At 66.4% G+C, this 17,921-nt stretch carries 13 protein-coding genes; 6 read left to right on the top strand and 7 right to left on the bottom strand.

The window, feature by feature from the left end; genetic code table 11:
- Positions 1–12: 12 nt before the first annotated feature.
- The 4 genes from NMP03_RS08215 to NMP03_RS08230 form a co-directional block, all read right to left on the bottom strand.
- Complete coding sequence (locus tag NMP03_RS08215; protein ID WP_256504869.1) at positions 13–1,155, bottom strand: fumarylacetoacetate hydrolase family protein; 1,143 nt, start codon at positions 1,153–1,155, stop codon at positions 13–15.
- Between the two features lie 82 nt (positions 1,156–1,237).
- Entirely contained in the window at positions 1,238–2,254 is a 1,017-nt protein-coding gene (locus NMP03_RS08220; protein WP_256504870.1) for a cupin-like domain-containing protein, read from the bottom strand.
- A 150-nt stretch (positions 2,255–2,404) separates the two neighbouring features.
- Positions 2,405–3,979, bottom strand: a complete 1,575-nt coding sequence (locus tag NMP03_RS08225) for an aldehyde dehydrogenase (NADP(+)) (RefSeq protein ID WP_256504872.1) — start codon at positions 3,977–3,979, stop codon at positions 2,405–2,407.
- A 21-nt stretch (positions 3,980–4,000) separates the two neighbouring features.
- The gene (locus tag NMP03_RS08230) at positions 4,001–6,178 is read right to left on the bottom strand and encodes an alpha-glucuronidase family glycosyl hydrolase (protein WP_406697480.1); all 2,178 of its coding nucleotides are present in this window, start codon (positions 6,176–6,178) and stop codon (positions 4,001–4,003) included.
- 152 nt (positions 6,179–6,330) lie between these two features.
- Between NMP03_RS08230 and manD the strand changes: the two genes are divergently transcribed.
- From manD to NMP03_RS08260, 6 genes are all read left to right on the top strand, one after another.
- Positions 6,331–7,542, top strand: coding sequence for a D-mannonate dehydratase ManD (gene manD, locus NMP03_RS08235; RefSeq protein ID WP_256504874.1), 1,212 nt, complete (start codon positions 6,331–6,333; stop codon positions 7,540–7,542).
- 26 nt (positions 7,543–7,568) lie between these two features.
- Entirely contained in the window at positions 7,569–8,831 is a 1,263-nt protein-coding gene (locus NMP03_RS08240) for an MFS transporter (RefSeq protein WP_256508063.1), read from the top strand.
- A 174-nt stretch (positions 8,832–9,005) separates the two neighbouring features.
- Positions 9,006–12,146, top strand: coding sequence for a TonB-dependent receptor (locus NMP03_RS08245; RefSeq protein WP_256504875.1), 3,141 nt, complete (start codon positions 9,006–9,008; stop codon positions 12,144–12,146).
- 120 nt (positions 12,147–12,266) lie between these two features.
- Positions 12,267–12,992 carry a SapC family protein gene (locus tag NMP03_RS08250; protein ID WP_256504876.1) on the top strand — a complete coding sequence of 242 codons (726 nt, stop codon included), beginning with the start codon at positions 12,267–12,269 and terminating at the stop codon, positions 12,990–12,992.
- Complete coding sequence (locus NMP03_RS08255; RefSeq protein ID WP_319937573.1) at positions 12,989–14,020, top strand: cupin-like domain-containing protein; 1,032 nt, start codon at positions 12,989–12,991, stop codon at positions 14,018–14,020. The genes NMP03_RS08250 and NMP03_RS08255 overlap by 4 nt, the downstream gene beginning before the upstream one ends.
- Complete coding sequence (locus tag NMP03_RS08260) at positions 14,017–15,516, top strand: tryptophan halogenase family protein (protein WP_256504877.1); 1,500 nt, start codon at positions 14,017–14,019, stop codon at positions 15,514–15,516. Before NMP03_RS08255 ends, NMP03_RS08260 begins: the two co-directional genes overlap by 4 nt.
- Position 15,517: 1 nt before the next feature.
- On the opposite strand, the gene NMP03_RS08265 is transcribed toward NMP03_RS08260, so the two are convergent.
- From NMP03_RS08265 to NMP03_RS08275, 3 genes are read right to left on the bottom strand one after another with little or no spacing between them, the layout of a single operon-like run.
- A complete protein-coding gene (locus NMP03_RS08265) occupies positions 15,518–16,381 on the bottom strand; it encodes an alpha/beta hydrolase (RefSeq protein ID WP_406697484.1) in 864 nt (287 codons plus the stop codon).
- Complete coding sequence (locus NMP03_RS08270) at positions 16,378–17,013, bottom strand: CoA transferase subunit B (protein WP_256504878.1); 636 nt, start codon at positions 17,011–17,013, stop codon at positions 16,378–16,380. The genes NMP03_RS08265 and NMP03_RS08270 overlap by 4 nt, the downstream gene beginning before the upstream one ends.
- A 1-nt stretch (position 17,014) precedes the next feature.
- The gene (locus NMP03_RS08275; protein WP_256504879.1) at positions 17,015–17,872 is read right to left on the bottom strand and encodes a 5'-nucleotidase, lipoprotein e(P4) family; all 858 of its coding nucleotides are present in this window, start codon (positions 17,870–17,872) and stop codon (positions 17,015–17,017) included.
- Positions 17,873–17,921 lie beyond the last annotated feature (49 nt).

The following is a 17,921-nucleotide window of genomic DNA, read 5'->3' on the forward strand; positions in this document are numbered from 1 at the left end:
CTAGAATGTCGTTCATGCCGCCGCGCGGCGGCGATCGGCGAGGTTGCGCATCAGGTCGCGGATGCCGAACGCCCACGGGGCGGCGGCCTTCGACGTGGTGACGCGGTTGACCAATGTGCCCAGCCGCGCGGCGCGGATCGATACGACATCGCCCTGCTTGTGGGTGAAGCCGCGGCCCGGCTCGTCGCGATCCTGCACCGGCGCGAACAACGTGCCCAGGAACAGCACGAAGCCGTCGGGATATTGATGCTCGCTCATCGCCTGGCGCATCAGATCCTCGGGATCGCGGCTGATCTCGCGCATCGAGCTGTGCCCGGTCAGCGTATAGCCCTCGGTCCCCTCGATCGTCAGGTCGAGCTCGGCGCTGCGGACATCGTCCATCGTGAAGCCGCCATCGAACAGCCGAACGAACGGCCCGATCGCGCACGATGCGTTATTGTCCTTCGCCTTGCCGAGCAGCAGCGCGCTGCGCCCCTCGAAATCGCGAAGATTGACGTCGTTGCCCAACGTCGCGCCGATGGTACGACCGCGGCTGTCCGACACCAGCACGATTTCAGGCTCGGGATTGTTCCAGGTCGAATCCGACCGGACGCCGACTTCGCCGCCCCAGCCGATCGACGACAGCACAGGGGTCTTGGTGAAGACCTCGGCATCGGGGCCGATCGCGACCTCGAGATATTGCGACCACATGCCCGCGTCGATCAACGCGGTCTTGAGCCGTGCGGCATCGTCGCTGCCCGGCACCACCGAGCGGATACCGCCGCCGACCTTTTCCTCGAGCTCGGCGCGGATCGCCGATGCTGCAGCCGAATCGCCGCGCGCACGCTCCTCGATCACCCGCTCGATCGCCGACACCGCGAAGGTGACGCCCGCCGCCTTGACGCATTGCAGGTCGATCGGCGCCAGCAGCTGGAAGCGCGCGTCCGAACCGGCGGCGCCGAGATCCTCGACCGCGCAGAGCGCCTCGCCCGACACCGCGGTGGGATCGGCCATGTCGAACAGGTCCGACGTCGTCTCGGCATGCGCGATCACCGATTCCACCGTGCCGCCGCGGACGATCACCGGCACCGGCCCCTGCGGGGTCAGCACCCGGCCCGCGAGCACCGCATCGGCGTGATCGACAGGCAATGCCTGCGAACTCCAGTTTACCTGCATGTACCTCTCCCAATCCGGCTTATGCTGATAGCGCTATCAGCGTTGACGCCGGTCCGCAACATGGACCGATCGTGCATATTGCTCAGCCCGGCAGCGTGTTCTTCAGGAAGGTTCGCAGCCGATCGTCGCGTGCCGGGGTCGCCGGCCCGAGCACCCCGCGCGCATGTTCGGGCAGGTGATCGACCGCGGCGGGGGCGGCATCGCCGAAGATATAATGGTCGAACCACCCGCGCCACGCCGCGCGCTCGCCCGGCGGCAGGTCGCGGATCGCGAGCAGCGCGTGCGCGAGCACCCCCAGCGGCGATGCGCGCGGGTCGCTGTCCCACCAATAATTGACCAGCACGTTGAGCGGGCCGAACGCGCGGATATTGTGCCACCACAAAGCGGGCATGAAGATCGCGTCGCCGGGCCGCAGCACTGCGACGCGGGCATGGCGCATCGCCTCGGCGAAGCGCGGGAAGCGATCGAGATCAGGGGCATAGGGATCGACCATGCTCGACGGCTGCCCCGCCATCGTGACGTCGATCGGGCCGATATAGAGGTTGGCGATCTGGTCGGGCGGGAACAGCAGGAAGCGCCGCTCGCCCGCGACGACGCAGGCAAGGTTCGGCGAGATGTCGAAATGCGTCGATACATGGGTGGCGTTGCCGATCCAGACGCGCGGGGTGGCGCCAGCGAGCGGCAGGCCGATCGCATTGGCCTCGATCCAGCCGGGAAGATGCTGCCCCGCCGCCGCCGCACCCGCATAGAGAGCGGGCGCCGCCGGGTCGGCCGCCAGCCGCACGAGTTCGCGCAGCAGCGTGGTGACGCTGGCGGGCTCGCGCTTGAAATTGAAGCCGCGCATGTCGTCGCGGTAGAAGAAGCGCCCCTCGATCGTCGGGGCGCCGACCATCACCTCGACGGGGCGTCCGGTATCGAAGCCGGCGATATAGCGCGCGATCGCTTCGTGCCCCTCGCGCGCCGCCGCAACCGCGGGCCATTGCGCGGCCTGGCCGCGCAGCACGATCGGCTCATAGTGATCGAAGATGTCGGTGGTGAAACGGTCGGCGGCGACCGGTTCGCGTTCGGCAAGCGGCCGGGGTTCAGGCAGGCTATTCACGCAACTCTCCGACGACGTTCCGGGGCTTTGCAAGGTCGTTGCAACCGCCGGCTATCGTTCGCAGCCGATCGGGAAGCCCCTCCCCCACTTGCCATCGCATGACGATGTCGCCTTGGCGACCGCGAGGCAAGTGGGGGCGGGTTCAGCCGATCAGAGCTTCCAGGCGCCGTCGACGCGGGTCAGCACGCCGGCCTGCGCGCCTTCGCGCAGCGCTTCGGGCAGCAGCGCCTCGGGCAGGTCCTGATAGCTGACCGGGCGCAGGAAGCGATCGATCGCCAGCGTGCCGACCGAGGTCGAACGCCCATCCGACGTCGCCGGATACGGGCCGCCATGGACCATCGCGTGCGTCACTTCGACGCCGGTCGGCCAGCCATTGGCCAGGATGCGGCCGACGGTGCGCTCGAGCACCGGCAGGACGCGCTTGGCATCGGCATAGTCGCCCTCGTCGATCTGCAGCGTCGCGGTGAGCTGGCCTTCGAGCTCGGACAACACGCTCAGCAGTTCGTCGAGGTTGGCGCAGCGCACCACCACCGACGACGCACCGAACACCTCGTGCAGATGGACCGGATCGGCCAGGAAGTCCTTGCCCGCGACGCTGAACAGCGCGGCGCGGCCCTGCGTCGGCCCGGCAGCCTCGGCACCCTCGGCGACCTTGGTGACGAAGGGGCTGCCCTCGAGCTTGGCCTTGCCGTCCTCGAACGCCTGGTAGATGCCCGAGGTGAGCATCACCTGCGCCGCCTGGCCGGTCAGCACTTCGCCCGCACGCGCGACGAAGGCGTCGAGCTCGGGACCGTCGATCGCCATGACCAGGCCGGGATTGGTGCAGAACTGGCCCGCACCCATGCCGAGGCTGGCGACATAGGCTTCGGCAAGCGCTGCGCCGCGTGCCTTCAACGCCTCGGGCATCAGCACGACGGGGTTGATCGCCGACATTTCGGCATAGACCGGGATCGGCCGCAGACGCTCGGCGGCGATCTTCATCAGCGCCTCGCCGCCGGTGCGCGATCCGGTGAAGCCGACCGCCATGATCCGCGGATCGGCGACCAGCGCCTGGCCGACCTTGCGCGACATGCCGTTGACCAGGCTGAACACGCCCTTGGGCATGCCGGTCTTTTCGACCGCGCGCTCGATCGCGGTGGCGATCAGCTCGGCGGTGCCGGGGTGCGCGCTGTGGCCCTTCATCACCACCGGGCAACCGGCGGCAAGCGCGGCGGCGGTGTCGCCACCCGCGGTCGAGAAGGCGAGCGGGAAGTTCGACGCGCCGAACACCGCGACGGGGCCGAGCGCGATCATCCGCAGGCGAAGGTCGGGCTTGGGCGGGGTGCGCTGCTTGTCGGCATGGTCGATCCGCAGCTTCTGCCACTGGCCGTCGCGGATTTCCTTGGCGAACAGCCGCATCTGGCCAGCGGTGCGGCCGCGCTCGCCGGTAATGCGCGCAGGCGGCAGCCCGCTCTCGCGGCAGACGCGCTCGACCAGCGTGTCGCCCAGCGCTTCGATCTCATCGGCGATCGCGTCGAGGAACGCGGCGCGGTCGGCGATCGGTGCGCTCGAATAGGGCAGGAATGCCGCTTCGGCAGCGGCGCACGCGTCGGCGACGTCCTGCTCGGTCGCGCCGAAGAACGACGCATCGTCGATCTCGGTGCCCTTCGAGGGATCATAAGCACGGAAGCTTTCGGTCGACTGGCGGCGTTCGCCACCGATGAAGAGATCGCCGGTAAGTTTCATAGATGCTTCTCCGTTACAGTCTTAATGATGGCCAGGGGCATAGGAATGCTCGATGGCCTTGTAATATTCGAGATCATGCGCTGGGGGCTGGACGCCCGTTGGCAACGCCCGGCCTGAAACGCTCGCGAAATAGGCGATACTGGCGTCACGCCACCATATGGCCTCGCGCTGCTGGATCGCAAGGAAGCGGGTAACCTCTTCGAAGCGCGGGGCATCGACGAAGGGCTTGAGCGTCGCCCAGCGTGCCTGCATGTCCCCCACCCCGGCAACGCCGCGATCATAGCGGTGCAGCAATTCGGCCCAGAGCGTCCGCCCCGACTTCATCTTTTCGTCCCAGCCGACATGGTGGAACCACAAGAGATCCTTGTCGTCGACGCTGCGGCGGCTCGCGAAGCCGCGCGCCACCTGCGGCATATATTGCGCGACCGCGTTCGATCCGCTCGCGGTGCGATCGAAGCCGATGCCGTCCTTGTCGGCGCGGTGATAATAGACCGGGTTCCATTCGGGGCGCGCCAGATCGGACACCCACGGCCCCGGACCATAATGGTGGCCGGTGGCCATCAGGTGCGCGAGCCCCATCGGGGTCATGTAATCGACGACGGTTTCGCGCGACCCCATCATCATCGCGGTGACCGGCTGGACGAACGCCGGATCGGGGGTGAAGGTCTGCTTCGCCCATTCGCGCGCGATCGCGTCCGACGACAATTGGTGATCCCAGGCGAGCCGGCCAAAGGCGTACCAATTGGCCTGGTCGAAGATCGAGCCCGACCAGTTGCGGTCGCTGCCGATATTGGCGACCCCCGCCATGCCGTTGAGCTTGTGCCCTTCGAGCGACCCGTCGATCACCTCGGCGACGGTCGATCCCTTGCCCTTGGCGAAGGTGTCGGCGTCGAGCACCTCCTCGTACATCGGCGCGAGATAGGCGAGATGCGTCGCGAAGCCGAGATATTCCTTGGTGATCTGGAACTCCATCATCAGCGGAGTCTTGGGCATCGTCCCGAACATCGGGTGGAAGGGTTCGCGCGGCTGGAAGTCGATCGCGCCGTTCTTGACCTGGACGATGACGTTGTCGGCGAACTTGCCGTCGAGCGGCTTGAAGTCGGCATAGGCCTGCTTTGCGCGGTCATCGGGATCGGCTTCCGAATAGACGAAGGCGCGCCACATCACGATGCCGCCATGCGGCTTGACCGCCGCGGCGAGCATGTTGGCACCCTCGGCATGGGTGCGCTTGTAATCCTGCGGCCCCGGCTGCCCTTCCGAATTGGCCTTCACCAGGAACCCGCCGAAATCGGGGATCGCGGCATAGATTTCGTCGGCCTTGGCCTTCCACCACGCCGCCACCGCGGGATCGAGCGGATCGGCGGTGGTGGTCTGCTTGAGCTCGACCGGGGTCGACCAGCGCGCCGACAGATAGACCTTGATGCCATAGGGACGCAGCACGTCGGCGACCGCGGCTGCCTTGGCGATCCACGGCGCGGTCATGCTGTCGGGCTTGGCGTTGACGTTGTTGAGCACCGCGCCGTTGATGCCGATCGATGCGTTGGCGCGCGCATAGTCGGTATAGCGCGGGTCGTTGACGTCGGGCAGCTTCCACCAGTCCCAGATCGACTGGCCGGAATAGCCGCGCTCGACGGTGCGATCGAGATTGTCCCAGTGGTTGAGCAAGCGAAGATCGACCTTGGGCTGTTCGGTAACGTCGAGCGCATCGATCGCGGTGCCGGTCTGCAGCTCGCGCAGCAGCGCGAACGCACCGTACAACACGCCGACCGGCCGATTGGCGGCGACGACGATCAGCTTACGCCCGTCGCGCTCGATGCTGCGGATCACGAAGCCTTCATCCCCCGCCTTGGCGAGCGGCAGCCCGAGCGCGGCGATCGCGGGATCGTCGCGCGTGCCGATCATCACGCCATGGCTGGGTGCGGCGGCAGCGGCCGAGGCGGTGCAATCGCGCGGCGCGGCTTTGTCGGTCATCGCGTCGATCGCGGATTCGATCTCACGCGCGGCGATCGCGATCGTTACCTGGGTCGCGCGCTGCGCGGCGGCGACGCAGCCGGCATAGGGATCGACCGCCAGCCGCTGCGCGGTAGGAAGTGGCGCGTGCCGCAGCCACAGATCATAGCCGTCTTCGGCCTGCGCGGGGGCGGTGGCGCTCAGCGTTGCTGCAAGGGCCAGTCCGAATTTCGTCAACGATCGCTGCATAATTTATCCGCTCCGATTCGCCGGCTCGTGCATGGCCGGCATTGACAGACAGGGGCTATACCATGGTAGCGCTATCAATAAAGGGGCGATCATCGATCGCCAAAATCCGGGGGAAACGCTAAGCGTCGCCCCGAAAAACGAGAGGATGCCGAATGCCGCGTATCACCGCCGCCCGGGTGATCATCACCTGCCCCGGCCGCAACTTCGTCACACTCAAGATCGAGTGCGACGATGGCACCACCGGCGTCGGCGACGCAACGCTCAACGGCCGCGAGCTGGCGGTGGCGAGCTATCTGACCGAGCATGTCATCCCCTGCCTGATGGGTCGCGACGCGCACCGGATCGAGGATGTCTGGCAGTATCTGTACAAGGGCGCCTATTGGCGGCGCGGCCCGGTGACGATGTCGGCGATCGCCGCGGTCGATACCGCGTTGTGGGACATCAAGGGCAAGCTGGCGGGGCTGCCGGTGTACCAGCTGCTCGGCGGGGCGAGCCGCGAGAGCGTGATGGTCTATGGCCACGCCAATGGCAAATCGATCGACGACACGATCGAGGCCGCGCTCGAATATCAGCAGCAGGGGTATAAGGCGATCCGGCTGCAATGCGGCGTTCCCGGCATGGCATCGACCTATGGCGTGTCGAAGGACCGTTATTTCTACGAGCCCGCCGATGCCGATCTGCCGAGCGAGAATGTCTGGTCGACCAGCAAATATCTCCGCGTCGTGCCCGAATTGTTCAAGGCAGCGCGCGAGGCGCTGGGCTGGGACGTCCACCTGCTCCACGACATCCATCACCGGCTGACCCCGATCGAGGCCGGGCGCCTCGGCAAGGATCTCGAGCCGTATCGCCCCTTCTGGCTCGAGGACGCGACCCCCGCCGAGAACCAGGACGCGTTCCGGCTGATCCGCCAGCACACCACCAGCCCGCTGGCGGTGGGCGAGATCTTCAATTCGATCTGGGACTGCAAGGCGCTGATCGAGAACCAGCTGATCGACTATATCCGCGCCACCGTGGTCCATGCCGGCGGCATCACCCATCTGCGCCGGATCGCCGCGCTCGCCGACCTCTACCAGATCAAGACCGGCTGCCACGGCGCGACCGACCTGTCGCCGGTCTGCATGGCCGCCGCGCTGCATTTCGACCTGTCGGTGCCCAATTTCGGCGTCCAGGAATATATGCGCCACACCCCCGAGACCGACGCGGTCTTCCCGCACGCCTACAGCTTCGCCGACGGCGCGATGCACCCCGGCGATGCGCCGGGCCTCGGCGTCGACATCGATGAAGAACTCGCGGCAGGCTATGAGTATAGCCGCGCCTATCTGCCGGTGAACCGTCTCGAAGACGGCACGATGCACGACTGGTGAGCAACACCGCCGAAACCGCCGCGGCGATGCCGAAGCCATCGGGCAATGTCCGCTGGATCGTCTGCGCGCTGCTCTTCTTCGCGGTCGTGCTGAGCTATGTCGATCGGCTGGTGCTGCCGACGCTCAAGCCCGACCTGCAGGGGCGCTATGGCTGGAGCGAGACGGGCTATGCCGACCTAGCGATCTGGTTCCAGGCGGCGTACGGTATCTCGTACGTCGTATTCGGGCGGCTGATCGACAAGGTCGGCGCGCGGATCGGCTATGCGATGGCGGTGGCGATCTGGACGATCGGCCATGTCGCGCACATCTTCTTCACCTCGACCGGGGGCATGATCCTCGCGCGGATACCGCTGGCGATCGGCGAGGCGGGCACCTTCCCCGCCGCGATCGCCGCGACCAACGAATGGTTTCCCAAGCGCGAGCGCGCGCTGGCGATCGGCATCTTCAACGCCGGCAGCAATATCGGCGCGATCCTGACGCCGCTGATCGTGCCGATCATCGCGGTGACGATGGGCTGGCGGATGGCGTTCATCCTGACTGGCCTGCTGACCGTCATCTGGCTGGTCGTCTGGCTGGGCTTCTACCGCCGCCCGCAGGAGCACAAGCGCGTCTCGGCCGAGGAACTGGCGTTCATCGAGAGCGATCCGGTCGAGCCGATGCGGGCCGTCGCGTGGAGCAAATTGCTGCGCCAGCGTCAGACCTGGGCGTATATGGCGGGCCGCTTCCTGATCGATCCGGTGTGGTGGACCTTCCTGTTCTGGCTGCCCGACTTCTTCAACCGCCAATATGGCGTCACCATGCTCGCCTTCGGGCCGCCGCTGATCGCGATCTATCTGCTCGCCGATGTCGGATCGGTGGCGGGCGGCTGGTTCTCGTCGCGGCTGATCGGTCGCGGCGCGAGCATCAATCGCGGCCGCAAGACCGCGATGTTCGCCTGCGCGCTGTGCGCGGTGCCGATCGCCTTCGCGACCGAGGTGCCGTCGATGTGGTGGGCGGTGCTGCTGATCGGGCTGGCCTGCGCGGGGCACCAGGGCTTCTCGGCCAACCTCTACGCGCTGCCCGGCGATCTGTTGCCGCGCTGGGCGGCGGGATCGGTCGTCGGCCTGGGCGGACTGTCGGGCGCGATCGGCGGCATGTTGATGGCGCGCTTCGCCGGCAACATCCTAGAAACGCTTGGCAGCTACCAGCCGATCTTCATCGTCGCGTCTTGCGCATATCTTTTGGCGCTGCTGGTGATTCACCTGATCGTGCCGCGCTATACCCCCGCCGATCCCGCGCGATTGACCTAAGCCCGGCGATGCTAGCGGCGGCCACGACTGTGGCCGCCGCGCAACATCAGTTCGCCTGCTATACCCTTGTTGTACTTTCTCAATTGACACAAATTGCCGCAGTGGTAGCGTTATCAGGACGGCCAGAAGAGTCGGCAACGCGAGCGGCGACCGCCGCACAGGGAGGGGATTACGATGCGTTCAACACGCACGCGCGCACTCGCGCACACCACATCGACAATTGCATTGCTGACGTGGCTCGCGCTGCCGGGAACGGCTAGCGCCCAGGTCGCTGCCGAGTCGCCGACCAATGCGCAGCCGGCGGAGACCGCACCGGTCGCCAGCCAGGATCAGGATACCGCCGGGCAGGAGGACATCGTCGTCACCGGCGTTCGCGCCAGCCTTCAGCGCGCGATCGACATCAAGCGCAATTCGTCGGGCGTCGTCGATGCGATCTCGGCCGAAGACATCGGTAAGTTCCCCGACACCAACCTCGCCGAATCGCTCCAGCGTATCACCGGCGTGTCGATCAACCGCGTCAACGGCGAAGGTTCGCAGGTCGCGGTCCGTGGTTTCTCGGGCGGCTATAACCTGGTGACCGTCAACGGCCGCCAGTTGCCGGCGTCGAACATCGACACCAGCGGCGCCAACGCCTTCGCACGCGGCGCAGGCCGCTCATTCGATTTCCAGAATGTCGCGTCGGAAGGCGTCAGCGGGCTTGAAGTGTACAAGACCGGTCGCGCCGCGATCCCGTCGGGCGGCATCGGCGCCGCGATCAACATCGTCACGCGCAAGCCGCTCGATGCGCGCGAAAGCGGCCTCACCGGGTCGATCGGTGCCAAGGCCCTGTACGACACCTCGGTCGAGAAGGCCGAGGGCGACAAGAACCGCATCACCCCAGAGCTTTCGGGGCTCCTAAGCTATGCCAACGAAGATAACACCTTCGGCGCGGCGGTGTTCGGCAGCTATCAGCTGCGCCATTCGGCATCGGTGAACTCGAATCCGAACTATTGGAACGTGGTTCCGACCTCGACTTTCTTCACCCCGGGTACCTTCATCAACGCGCTGACCGTGGTCGATAGCCGTCCGACGGCGCCCTATGTGCTGATCCCCAACGACAGCCGCTATGCGTTCTCCGAAAACCGCCGCGAACGTATCAACTTCCAGGGCGTTTTGCAGTTTCGGCCGACTGACCGGCTCGAGATCAGCATCGACAGCCTGTACGCGCAGAATCGTCTGAGCGAGGAACGCAGCGAGCAGACCAACTGGTTCAACCGCCCGTTCAGCCGCGTCACCTTCGACGACAATCCCAACATGGCGACCGCCACGTTCCTGTCGGACTATCTGCCCAGCGGGCCGAAGGACGAGGGTTTCGAGCAACAGCGTTTCGCGACCAAGACCGAATTGGTGTCGGTCGGTCTCAATGCAAAGTGGGAATTCGCCGACAACTTCACGCTGAAGCTCGACGGACATCATTCGAAGTCGACCTCGTCGCCGGACAACCCTAATGGGACGTCGGCAACGTTGTTCTCGATGGGCGCGCCGGTCATCGCAGGCCATACGCTCGACTTCACCAGCGGCTTCCCGCAGCAGACGCAGACGCTCAACGATTGCGTGAAGGGCAATTGCAACAACCAGCTCGACGTCGGTGACCTGGGTACGCAGATCGGGCGCACCGTGACTGCCAACCAGACGCAGACGATCACGCAGGCGCGTGCCGAGCTTGGCTGGGATCTGGGCGGCGGCAGCCGCTTCGACGCCGGCTTCAACTATACCGATTCGAAGATGCGCTCGACACAGGCGCAAACCCAACAGACGCTGGGTAACTGGGGAATTGAGGACACCGGAATCGTCAACCGGCTGGCGGGCGATTTGGTCGACACGATTTGCATCACCTGCAAGTTCGACGATTTCGATCCAGGCGCGACCGGGTCGTCGCTGATCGCCTTTCGCGGCAATGCGGTCGATCTGCTCAACGTATTCAGCCCCTATTATGCAGGTCTCGGCAATCCCGACATCGCGTCGGCGCCTGCCGACGACACGGTGCAAGAGCGCATCTGGGCGGTCTATGGTCAGTTCACCTGGAACGGCGAAGTCGCGCAGGTTCCCGCCAACCTCGTGATCGGCGCGCGGTACGAGCAGACGCGCGTCAGGTCCGATGCGGTCCAGACCTACAACAACATCACCTGGATTTCGGACAATGATTTCCGCGGCGATGCCAGCGGGGTGTTCACGACGATCACTCAGCGCGGCAACTACAACAACCTGCTACCCGCGGTCGATTTCAGCGTCGAGCCGATCCAGAACGTCAAGGCACGCGTTTCGTTTAGCCGCACGCTTGGTCGCCCCGATTACGGCAGCCTCTTCGCCACGTCGTCTGCCGGTGCACCAGGTCGGCCGACCTTGCTGGGGGGCATCCCCACCGGCAGCTCGGGCAACGCCAACCTGCTACCATTGCTGTCGGACAATTTCGACGTGTCGGTCGAATGGTATTATAAGCCGTCGAGCTTCGTTTCGCTTGGCTTCTTCGACAAGCGCGTGTCGAACTTCCTCGGCAACGGCGTGATCAATCAAGAACTGTTCGGGTTGCGCGACCCGACATCGGGCGCACCGGGTTCGCGCTCGGGAATTGCCGCCGCCTATCTTCGCGCCAACGCGCGCGATTTGAGCGACGTCAACCTGTTCACATACACTGCGTTGCTGATCCGCAACAACGGTAACCAGGCCGCAGCAACCGCGCAGTTCGAGGCGAATTATTCGAACGGCGCACTGAACCAGGGGTTTGTCGATACGGTCCTCAACCAAGTCGACATTGTTGCCGACGCCAATGATCCGCTGTTCAATTTCTCGGTATCGCAGCCGATCAACAACCGCGAAGGCAAGATCAACGGTTTCGAATTTGCCCTGACCCACTTCTTTGGTGATACCGGCTTCGGTTTTGCTGGGTCGTATACCAAGGTCAGCGGCGACGTGAACGTCGACCCCTATGCCGACCCGTTGGTCAACATCTTCGCACTGACCGGCTTGGGCGACAGCGCCAACGCCACCGCGATCTATGACAAGAGCGGTTTGTCTGCGCGCGTCGCCTACAACTGGCGCGCATCCTACCTGACGGCCACCAACCAGGGCGGCAACCGCAACCCGCTGTTCGTCGCGCCGTTCGGGACGCTCGACGCCAACATCAGCTACGACGTCAACGACAACATCGCGCTCACGCTCGAGGGCATCAACCTGCTCAGCGAAAGCGTGCGGACCTACGGCCGGACCGAGCGCAACCTGGTATTCGCGCAGGAGCTCAAGCCACGCATCCTTTTCGGTGCCCGCTATCGCTTCTGATCGGCACCTGCCGGTACCGTACAAATCAGGAAGGGCCGTCCGTCATGGGCGGCCCTTTCCGTTTGGACCGGCGCCGGACGATTGCTACCCTGTTGCATCCTTGAAGGGCGTCACGACCGAATGAACCGCGTTTTGCTCAACAACGTCGATCATCACGCCATGAAGGTGGCGATCCGCAGCGGCGCCGCGTTCGGCGACTGCGCCAACCAGCTGCCGGTATTCCCTTCCGAGTTTCAGGAGCTCCAGCGCGAGTTCGCGATCGTCTTCCGCCGCAACGACGACGCGATCGACGCCTATGTCCTGCTCGGGCTCGATCGCGACGAGAACCTGTTCCTCGGCCAGCATGGCTGGACCAGCCGCTATGTCCCCGCGGTCCAGCGCCGCGGCCCCTTCTCGATTGCACTGGCACGGCCCGAACCTGGCGGCGCGCCCGCGAACACCGACTTGATGATCCATGTCGACCTCGACGATCCGCGCGTCGGCGATCCCGACGGATTGCCGCTGTTCCTCGATCATGGCGGCAACGCGCCGTACCTCGACGAGGCCGGCGCGGTGCTGAACGTCATCTTCGAAGGAATGCAGACCGCGCCCGCGATCAACGCCGAGCTCGAAGCCGCCGGGCTGTTGAAGCCGGTGACGATGCAGATCGATCTCGACGACGAGACCCAATATGAAGTGCCCGACCTGCTGACGGTCGATCCACAGGCGCTCGCCGGGCTGTCGGGCGAGGCGCTCGAACGGCTGCACCGCAACGGGTTGCTCCACGCCGCGACGATGGCCGCCTGCTCGCTCGGCAACATCGCCGAGTTGATCGCGCGCAAGAACCGAAAGCGTGCGGCGACGTGACCCAGCCGATCACCGACCGGCACGCGATCGAGATTTCGGCCGGCGACCCCGCCGCGGCTGATCTCGAAGCCTTGGTCGCGGCGGGCCAGCCGGTAGTGATCCGCGGGCTGGTTGCCGACTGGCCGGTAGTGGCGGCGGGACGCAGCGGCGCCAAGGCGGCCGCCGACTATGTGCTGCAATTCTACAATGGCCGCCCCGGTACCGGCTACACCGCGCGACCCGAATTGCGCGGGCGCTATTATTACGACGAGACGCTCACCAGCCTCGATTTCGATCGCGAACGCGTCCAGCTCGACGACTATCTTGCGCGCATCCTCGGCTCGCTCGGCGACCCCGCCGCCCCCGGCTTCTACGTCGGATCGACCGACCTCGACCAATATTTCCCCGGCTTCAGCGACGCCAATCCGCTCGCGCTGCCGGGGCCTGCCTTCGATCGCGTGCTGCGCAGCATCTGGATCGGCAACCGGACCACCGCAACGACGCATTACGACATGTCGAACAACATCGCGTGCGTCGCCGCGGGCCGCCGTCGCTTCACGCTGTTCCCCCCCGATCAGGTCGCCAACCTCTACCCCGGCCCGCTCGAACCCACCCCCGGCGGGCAAGTCGTGTCGCTGGTGAACCTCGCCGATCCCGATCTCACCGCCTTTCCCAATTTCGCGCACGCGGCGCAGGCGGCGCAGATCGCCGAGCTCGGGCCGGGCGACGCGGTCGTGTATCCGGCTTTGTGGTGGCACCAAGTCGAGGCGCTTGATGATTTCAACATCCTGGTGAATTATTGGTGGAACGCCGCGCCGGCGTTTGCCGATACCCCGATGAACACGCTGCTCCACGCGATGCTCAGCCTGCGCGATCGGCCGCAGGCCGAGAAGGATGCGTGGGCGGCGATGTTCGACTATTATGTCTTCGGCCCCGCCACCCGCCCGGTGGCGCATCTGCCAAGGGCCGCGCAGGGTCCGCTCGCCCCGCTCGACGACATGGGCGCGCGGCGGCTGCGCGCCGAACTCTTGCGGAGGCTGAACCGATGAAGCCCGTGAAACGCGTCGTGATTGCCGGCGGCGGTACCGCCGGCTGGCTCGCCGCCGCTTTGCTGACACGCCAGATCGGCAAGCTGGTCGAGGTGACGCTGATCGAATCCGACGAGATCGGCACCGTCGGGGTCGGCGAATCGACCATCCCCACCGTGCGGGCCTTCCACACGCTGCTCGGGATCGACGAGCAGGATTTCGTTCGCGAAACCGGCGCGACCTTCAAGCTCGGCATCTCCTTCGAAGGCTGGTCGCAGCCCGATTCGCGCTACATCCATTCGTTCGGCACGCTCGGCACCTCGACCTGGATGGCCGATTTCCACCATTTCTGGCTCGAAGCACGCGCGCAGGGCAGCAATGCCGAACTCGGCGCCTATTGCGTCGAGCATGAAGCCGCGCGCGCCGAGCGCTTTGCCGGACGGCCCGAGACGAAACTCAACTACGCCTATCATTTCGATGCCGCTCGCTACGCCCGCTTCCTGCGCGAACGCTGCGAAGCCGATGGGCTGACGCGGATCGAGGGCCGGATCACCCGCGCCGAACGCGATCCCGAAACCGGCGACATCGCCGCAGTGGTGATGGCCGACGGGTCGCGGATCGAGAGCGATCTGTTCATCGATTGCACCGGCTTCCGCGCGCTGCTGATCGGCGACGCGCTGGGCGTGCCCTATGAGGATTGGAGCCACTGGCTGCCCACCAACCGCGCGCTGGCGGTGCAGACCGCCGCGGTCGGGCCCGCGGTGCCCTATACCCGCGCCACCGCGCACGATGCCGGCTGGCAGTGGCGAATCCCGCTCCAGCACCGCGTCGGCAACGGCATCGTCTATTGCAGCGACCATCTGTCAGACGATGCCGCGCACCAGCGGTTGCTCGGCGCGGTGCAGGGCAAGGTGCTGACCGATCCGCGGCTGATCCGCTTCCAGACCGGGCGCCGCGCCAAGGCGTGGGAGCATAATTGCGTCGCACTGAGCCTGGCGGGCGGGTTCGTCGAGCCGCTCGAATCGACCAGCATCCACCTGATCATGATCGCGCTCACCCGGCTGCTCCAGCTGTTCCCCTTCGACGGCGTCAATGCCCCCGCCGCGGCGCGCTTCAACGACATGTCGCGGCGCGAGATCGAGGGGGTGCGCGACTTCATCGTCCTGCATTACCACCTCAACCAGCGCAACGAGCCCTTCTGGCGCGCGCATCGCGAGGCGTCGCTGCCCGACAGCCTCGCCCAGCGGATCGCTTTGTTCGCCGAGAGCGCACAGGCGTTCCAGGCGAGCGACGAACTATTCACCGTCACCTCCTGGGTGCAGGTGATGCTGGGGCAGGAACTGCATCCCGCGGGGCACAACCGCGTCGCGCGGCTGATGCCGCCGGGGCGGCTCAAGGAAGTGCTCGGCAATCTGTCGGGACAGGTGGGCGCGACGGTCGCCAAGCTGCCGCCGCACCAGGCGTTCGTCGATCGGATGGTCGCGCCCGATCCGGTGCCGCTGCGCGCACGCGCCTGATCTATCGCTTGGCCAGCGTCCGCTCGAGAAACGCCACGCTGTCGTCGAGCACCGGCCCCTTGCCGCGAAACGGCTTGGCGAGCGCCATCACGACTTCCTCATGCGCCAGCCCGGGGTAATTGCGCAGTTCGACCGGCGCGCCCGCTGCCTTCAGCCGCGCGGCGAGGTTGATCGCGTTGCGCGGGCGCACCACGGTATCGTCGCTGCTCGTCACCAGCAGCATCGGCGGCGCATCCCGGCGCGCGAAATTGACCGGCTGGGTCGCCGCCGGATCGGCCACCCCCGCCATCGCGTCGATCGAGCGCCGCGTGTCGAAGGGATAGAAGTCATAGGGCCCGCTCAGGCCGATCCCGGCCTTTACGGTGCCCGCAGGCACCCCCTCAGCCGCGAGAAAACGCGGGTCGAGCGCCAGCATCGCGACGGTATAGGCGCCCGCCGAATGGCCCGCGAGCGCGATCCGCTCGGGATCGCCGCCAAAGGACGCGATCGTGTCGCGCGTCCAGCGTACCGCCTGCGCGCCATCCTCGACAAAGGCGGGGAAGCGCACCGCGGGCACCTTGCGGTAATCGGGCACCACCACGACGAAGCCGCGGGCCGCCAGCGCGCGCCCGGCAAAGCCATATTCCTCGCGCCGGCCCGACACCCAGCCGCCGCCATACCAGAAGATCACCACAGGGTGCGTGCCGCCACCGCGCGGACGCCACACGTCGAGCGTCTGGCCGTGGCTGCCGAACGCCATCCCCTGGCCCGCGCGCTCGACCCCGGCCCCGCCGCCCGCGACCGAATCGAGGCGGTTGAGCAGGGCGGGCGGCGAACAGGCCGACAGTGCCGCCGCGATCAGTGCCGGCACCGCCAGCCGGATCACGCCTCGTACCGCGCGGTGGTCTTGGCGGCGACCTCGTCGGCGGTGACGCCGGGCGCGGTCTCGACCAGCCGGAACGCGCTGTCATGGTCGGGGCGCTGGAACACCGCCAGATCGGTGACGATCATGTCGACGACGTTCTTGCCGGTGAGCGGCAGCGTGCACGCCGGGATGAACTTCGGATCGCCGTTCTTCGAGGTGTGCTCCATCACCACGATGATCTTCTTGACCCCCGCGACCAGGTCCATCGCGCCGCCCATCCCCTTGATCATCTTGCCGGGGATCATCCAGTTGGCGATGTCGCCATTTTCGGCGACTTCCATCGCGCCGAGCACGGTCAGATCGATATGCCCGCCGCGGATCATCGCGAAGCTGTCGGCGCTCGAGAAATAGACCGATTGCGGCAGCTCGCTGATCGTCTGCTTGCCCGCGTTGATCAGGTCGGGGTCTTCCTCGCCCGCAAAGGGAAACGGGCCGATGCCGAGCATCCCGTTCTCCGATTGCAGCGTCACCTCGACCCCCGCGGGGATGTGGTTGGCGACCAGCGTCGGGATGCCGATGCCCAAATTCACATAGAAGCCGTCCTGCAGTTCCTTGGCGGCGCGCGCCGCCATCTCGTCACGAGTCCAGGGCATGTCAGTTCGCTCCTTTGGGGGTCCAGCGCTTGTCCGCCGGAAACAGGTCGTCATAGCCGCCCGCGACGCCGGGGCCGTACATCGGGTTGGGAAGCAGGAACCAGCCCTTGCCCCATTTGCCCGCGATACCCGGCGTCACCGCGAGCGCGCGGCGCTGCTGTACGCCGAGCGCCTTGTCGTTGAAGGCGTCGGAGAAATCGCCGAGCTGGTCGCCCGCCATCGCCAGCACGCAATAGCGCTCGGCGATCGCGGTGCGGCGTGGGTCCTTGCCCGATCCGGGGGCGACATCGCCGCGCAGGAACAGCGTCTCGCCCGGCTTGGCATCGCCCAGCCCCGCTGCGCGGAGCGCTTCTGTGGCCTGGCGCGCGAAGCGGTTCTCGCGGTTAGAATTGAACACGACCGCGACGCCCGCCGCGCGCAGCTTCGCCAGCGCATCGACCGCACCAGGGGCGGGCTCGACCAGCGTCGCACCATCCTGCTCCCAGCGCTCCCAGCGCGCCGGATCGAACGGCGGATCGCCGCGCAGCGCGGTGTCGTAATTCGCACCGGTGTTCAAAATCGCGGTCTCGTCCATATCGAGCACCACCGCCGGCGGCTTGGCACCACAGCTAGCCCAGCTAGGCGCGGTCGGTGTCGCGCCGGGGGCAAAGATTGCGGAATCAACCGCGCGACCGGCCTTGCGCGCGTCGAGCGCCGCAGCGACATGATCGACCATCCCGTCATAGGCCTGGCGCGACAGCACCGCCGCCTCGCCCGACCCCAGCAGCCACTGATATTGCTTGGGCGGCGGCGGCGGCGCGCTCGCCACCTGCGCCGGCGCAGTCGCGCACGCCGAGAGTGCGAGAAGGCCAGCCGTCATCACTCCCCTCCCTGAAAGGGAGGGGTTGGGGGTGGGTCTGGTCCGGGCG

Source organism: Sphingomonas qomolangmaensis (genome assembly GCF_024496245.1).
Taxonomy (GTDB): Bacteria; Pseudomonadota; Alphaproteobacteria; order Sphingomonadales; family Sphingomonadaceae; genus Sphingomonas; species Sphingomonas qomolangmaensis.

What these genes read in the sequence shown, in the direction of transcription:
- NMP03_RS08215 (WP_256504869.1), bottom strand. Translation starts at nt 1,155, where the DNA reads ATGCAGGTAAACTGGAGTTCGCAGGCATTGCCTGTCGATCACGCCGAT.
- NMP03_RS08225 (WP_256504872.1), bottom strand. Translation starts at nt 3,979, where the DNA reads ATGAAACTTACCGGCGATCTCTTCATCGGTGGCGAACGCCGCCAGTCG.
- NMP03_RS08230 (WP_406697480.1), bottom strand. Translation starts at nt 6,178, where the DNA reads ATGCAGCGATCGTTGACGAAATTCGGACTGGCCCTTGCAGCAACGCTG.
- manD (WP_256504874.1), top strand. Translation starts at nt 6,331, where the DNA reads ATGCCGCGTATCACCGCCGCCCGGGTGATCATCACCTGCCCCGGCCGC.
- NMP03_RS08240 (WP_256508063.1), top strand. Translation starts at nt 7,569, where the DNA reads ATGCCGAAGCCATCGGGCAATGTCCGCTGGATCGTCTGCGCGCTGCTC.
- NMP03_RS08245 (WP_256504875.1), top strand. Translation starts at nt 9,006, where the DNA reads ATGCGTTCAACACGCACGCGCGCACTCGCGCACACCACATCGACAATT.
- NMP03_RS08250 (WP_256504876.1), top strand. Translation starts at nt 12,267, where the DNA reads ATGAACCGCGTTTTGCTCAACAACGTCGATCATCACGCCATGAAGGTG.
- NMP03_RS08260 (WP_256504877.1), top strand. Translation starts at nt 14,017, where the DNA reads ATGAAGCCCGTGAAACGCGTCGTGATTGCCGGCGGCGGTACCGCCGGC.
- NMP03_RS08270 (WP_256504878.1), bottom strand. Translation starts at nt 17,013, where the DNA reads ATGCCCTGGACTCGTGACGAGATGGCGGCGCGCGCCGCCAAGGAACTG.
- NMP03_RS08275 (WP_256504879.1), bottom strand. Translation starts at nt 17,872, where the DNA reads ATGACGGCTGGCCTTCTCGCACTCTCGGCGTGCGCGACTGCGCCGGCG.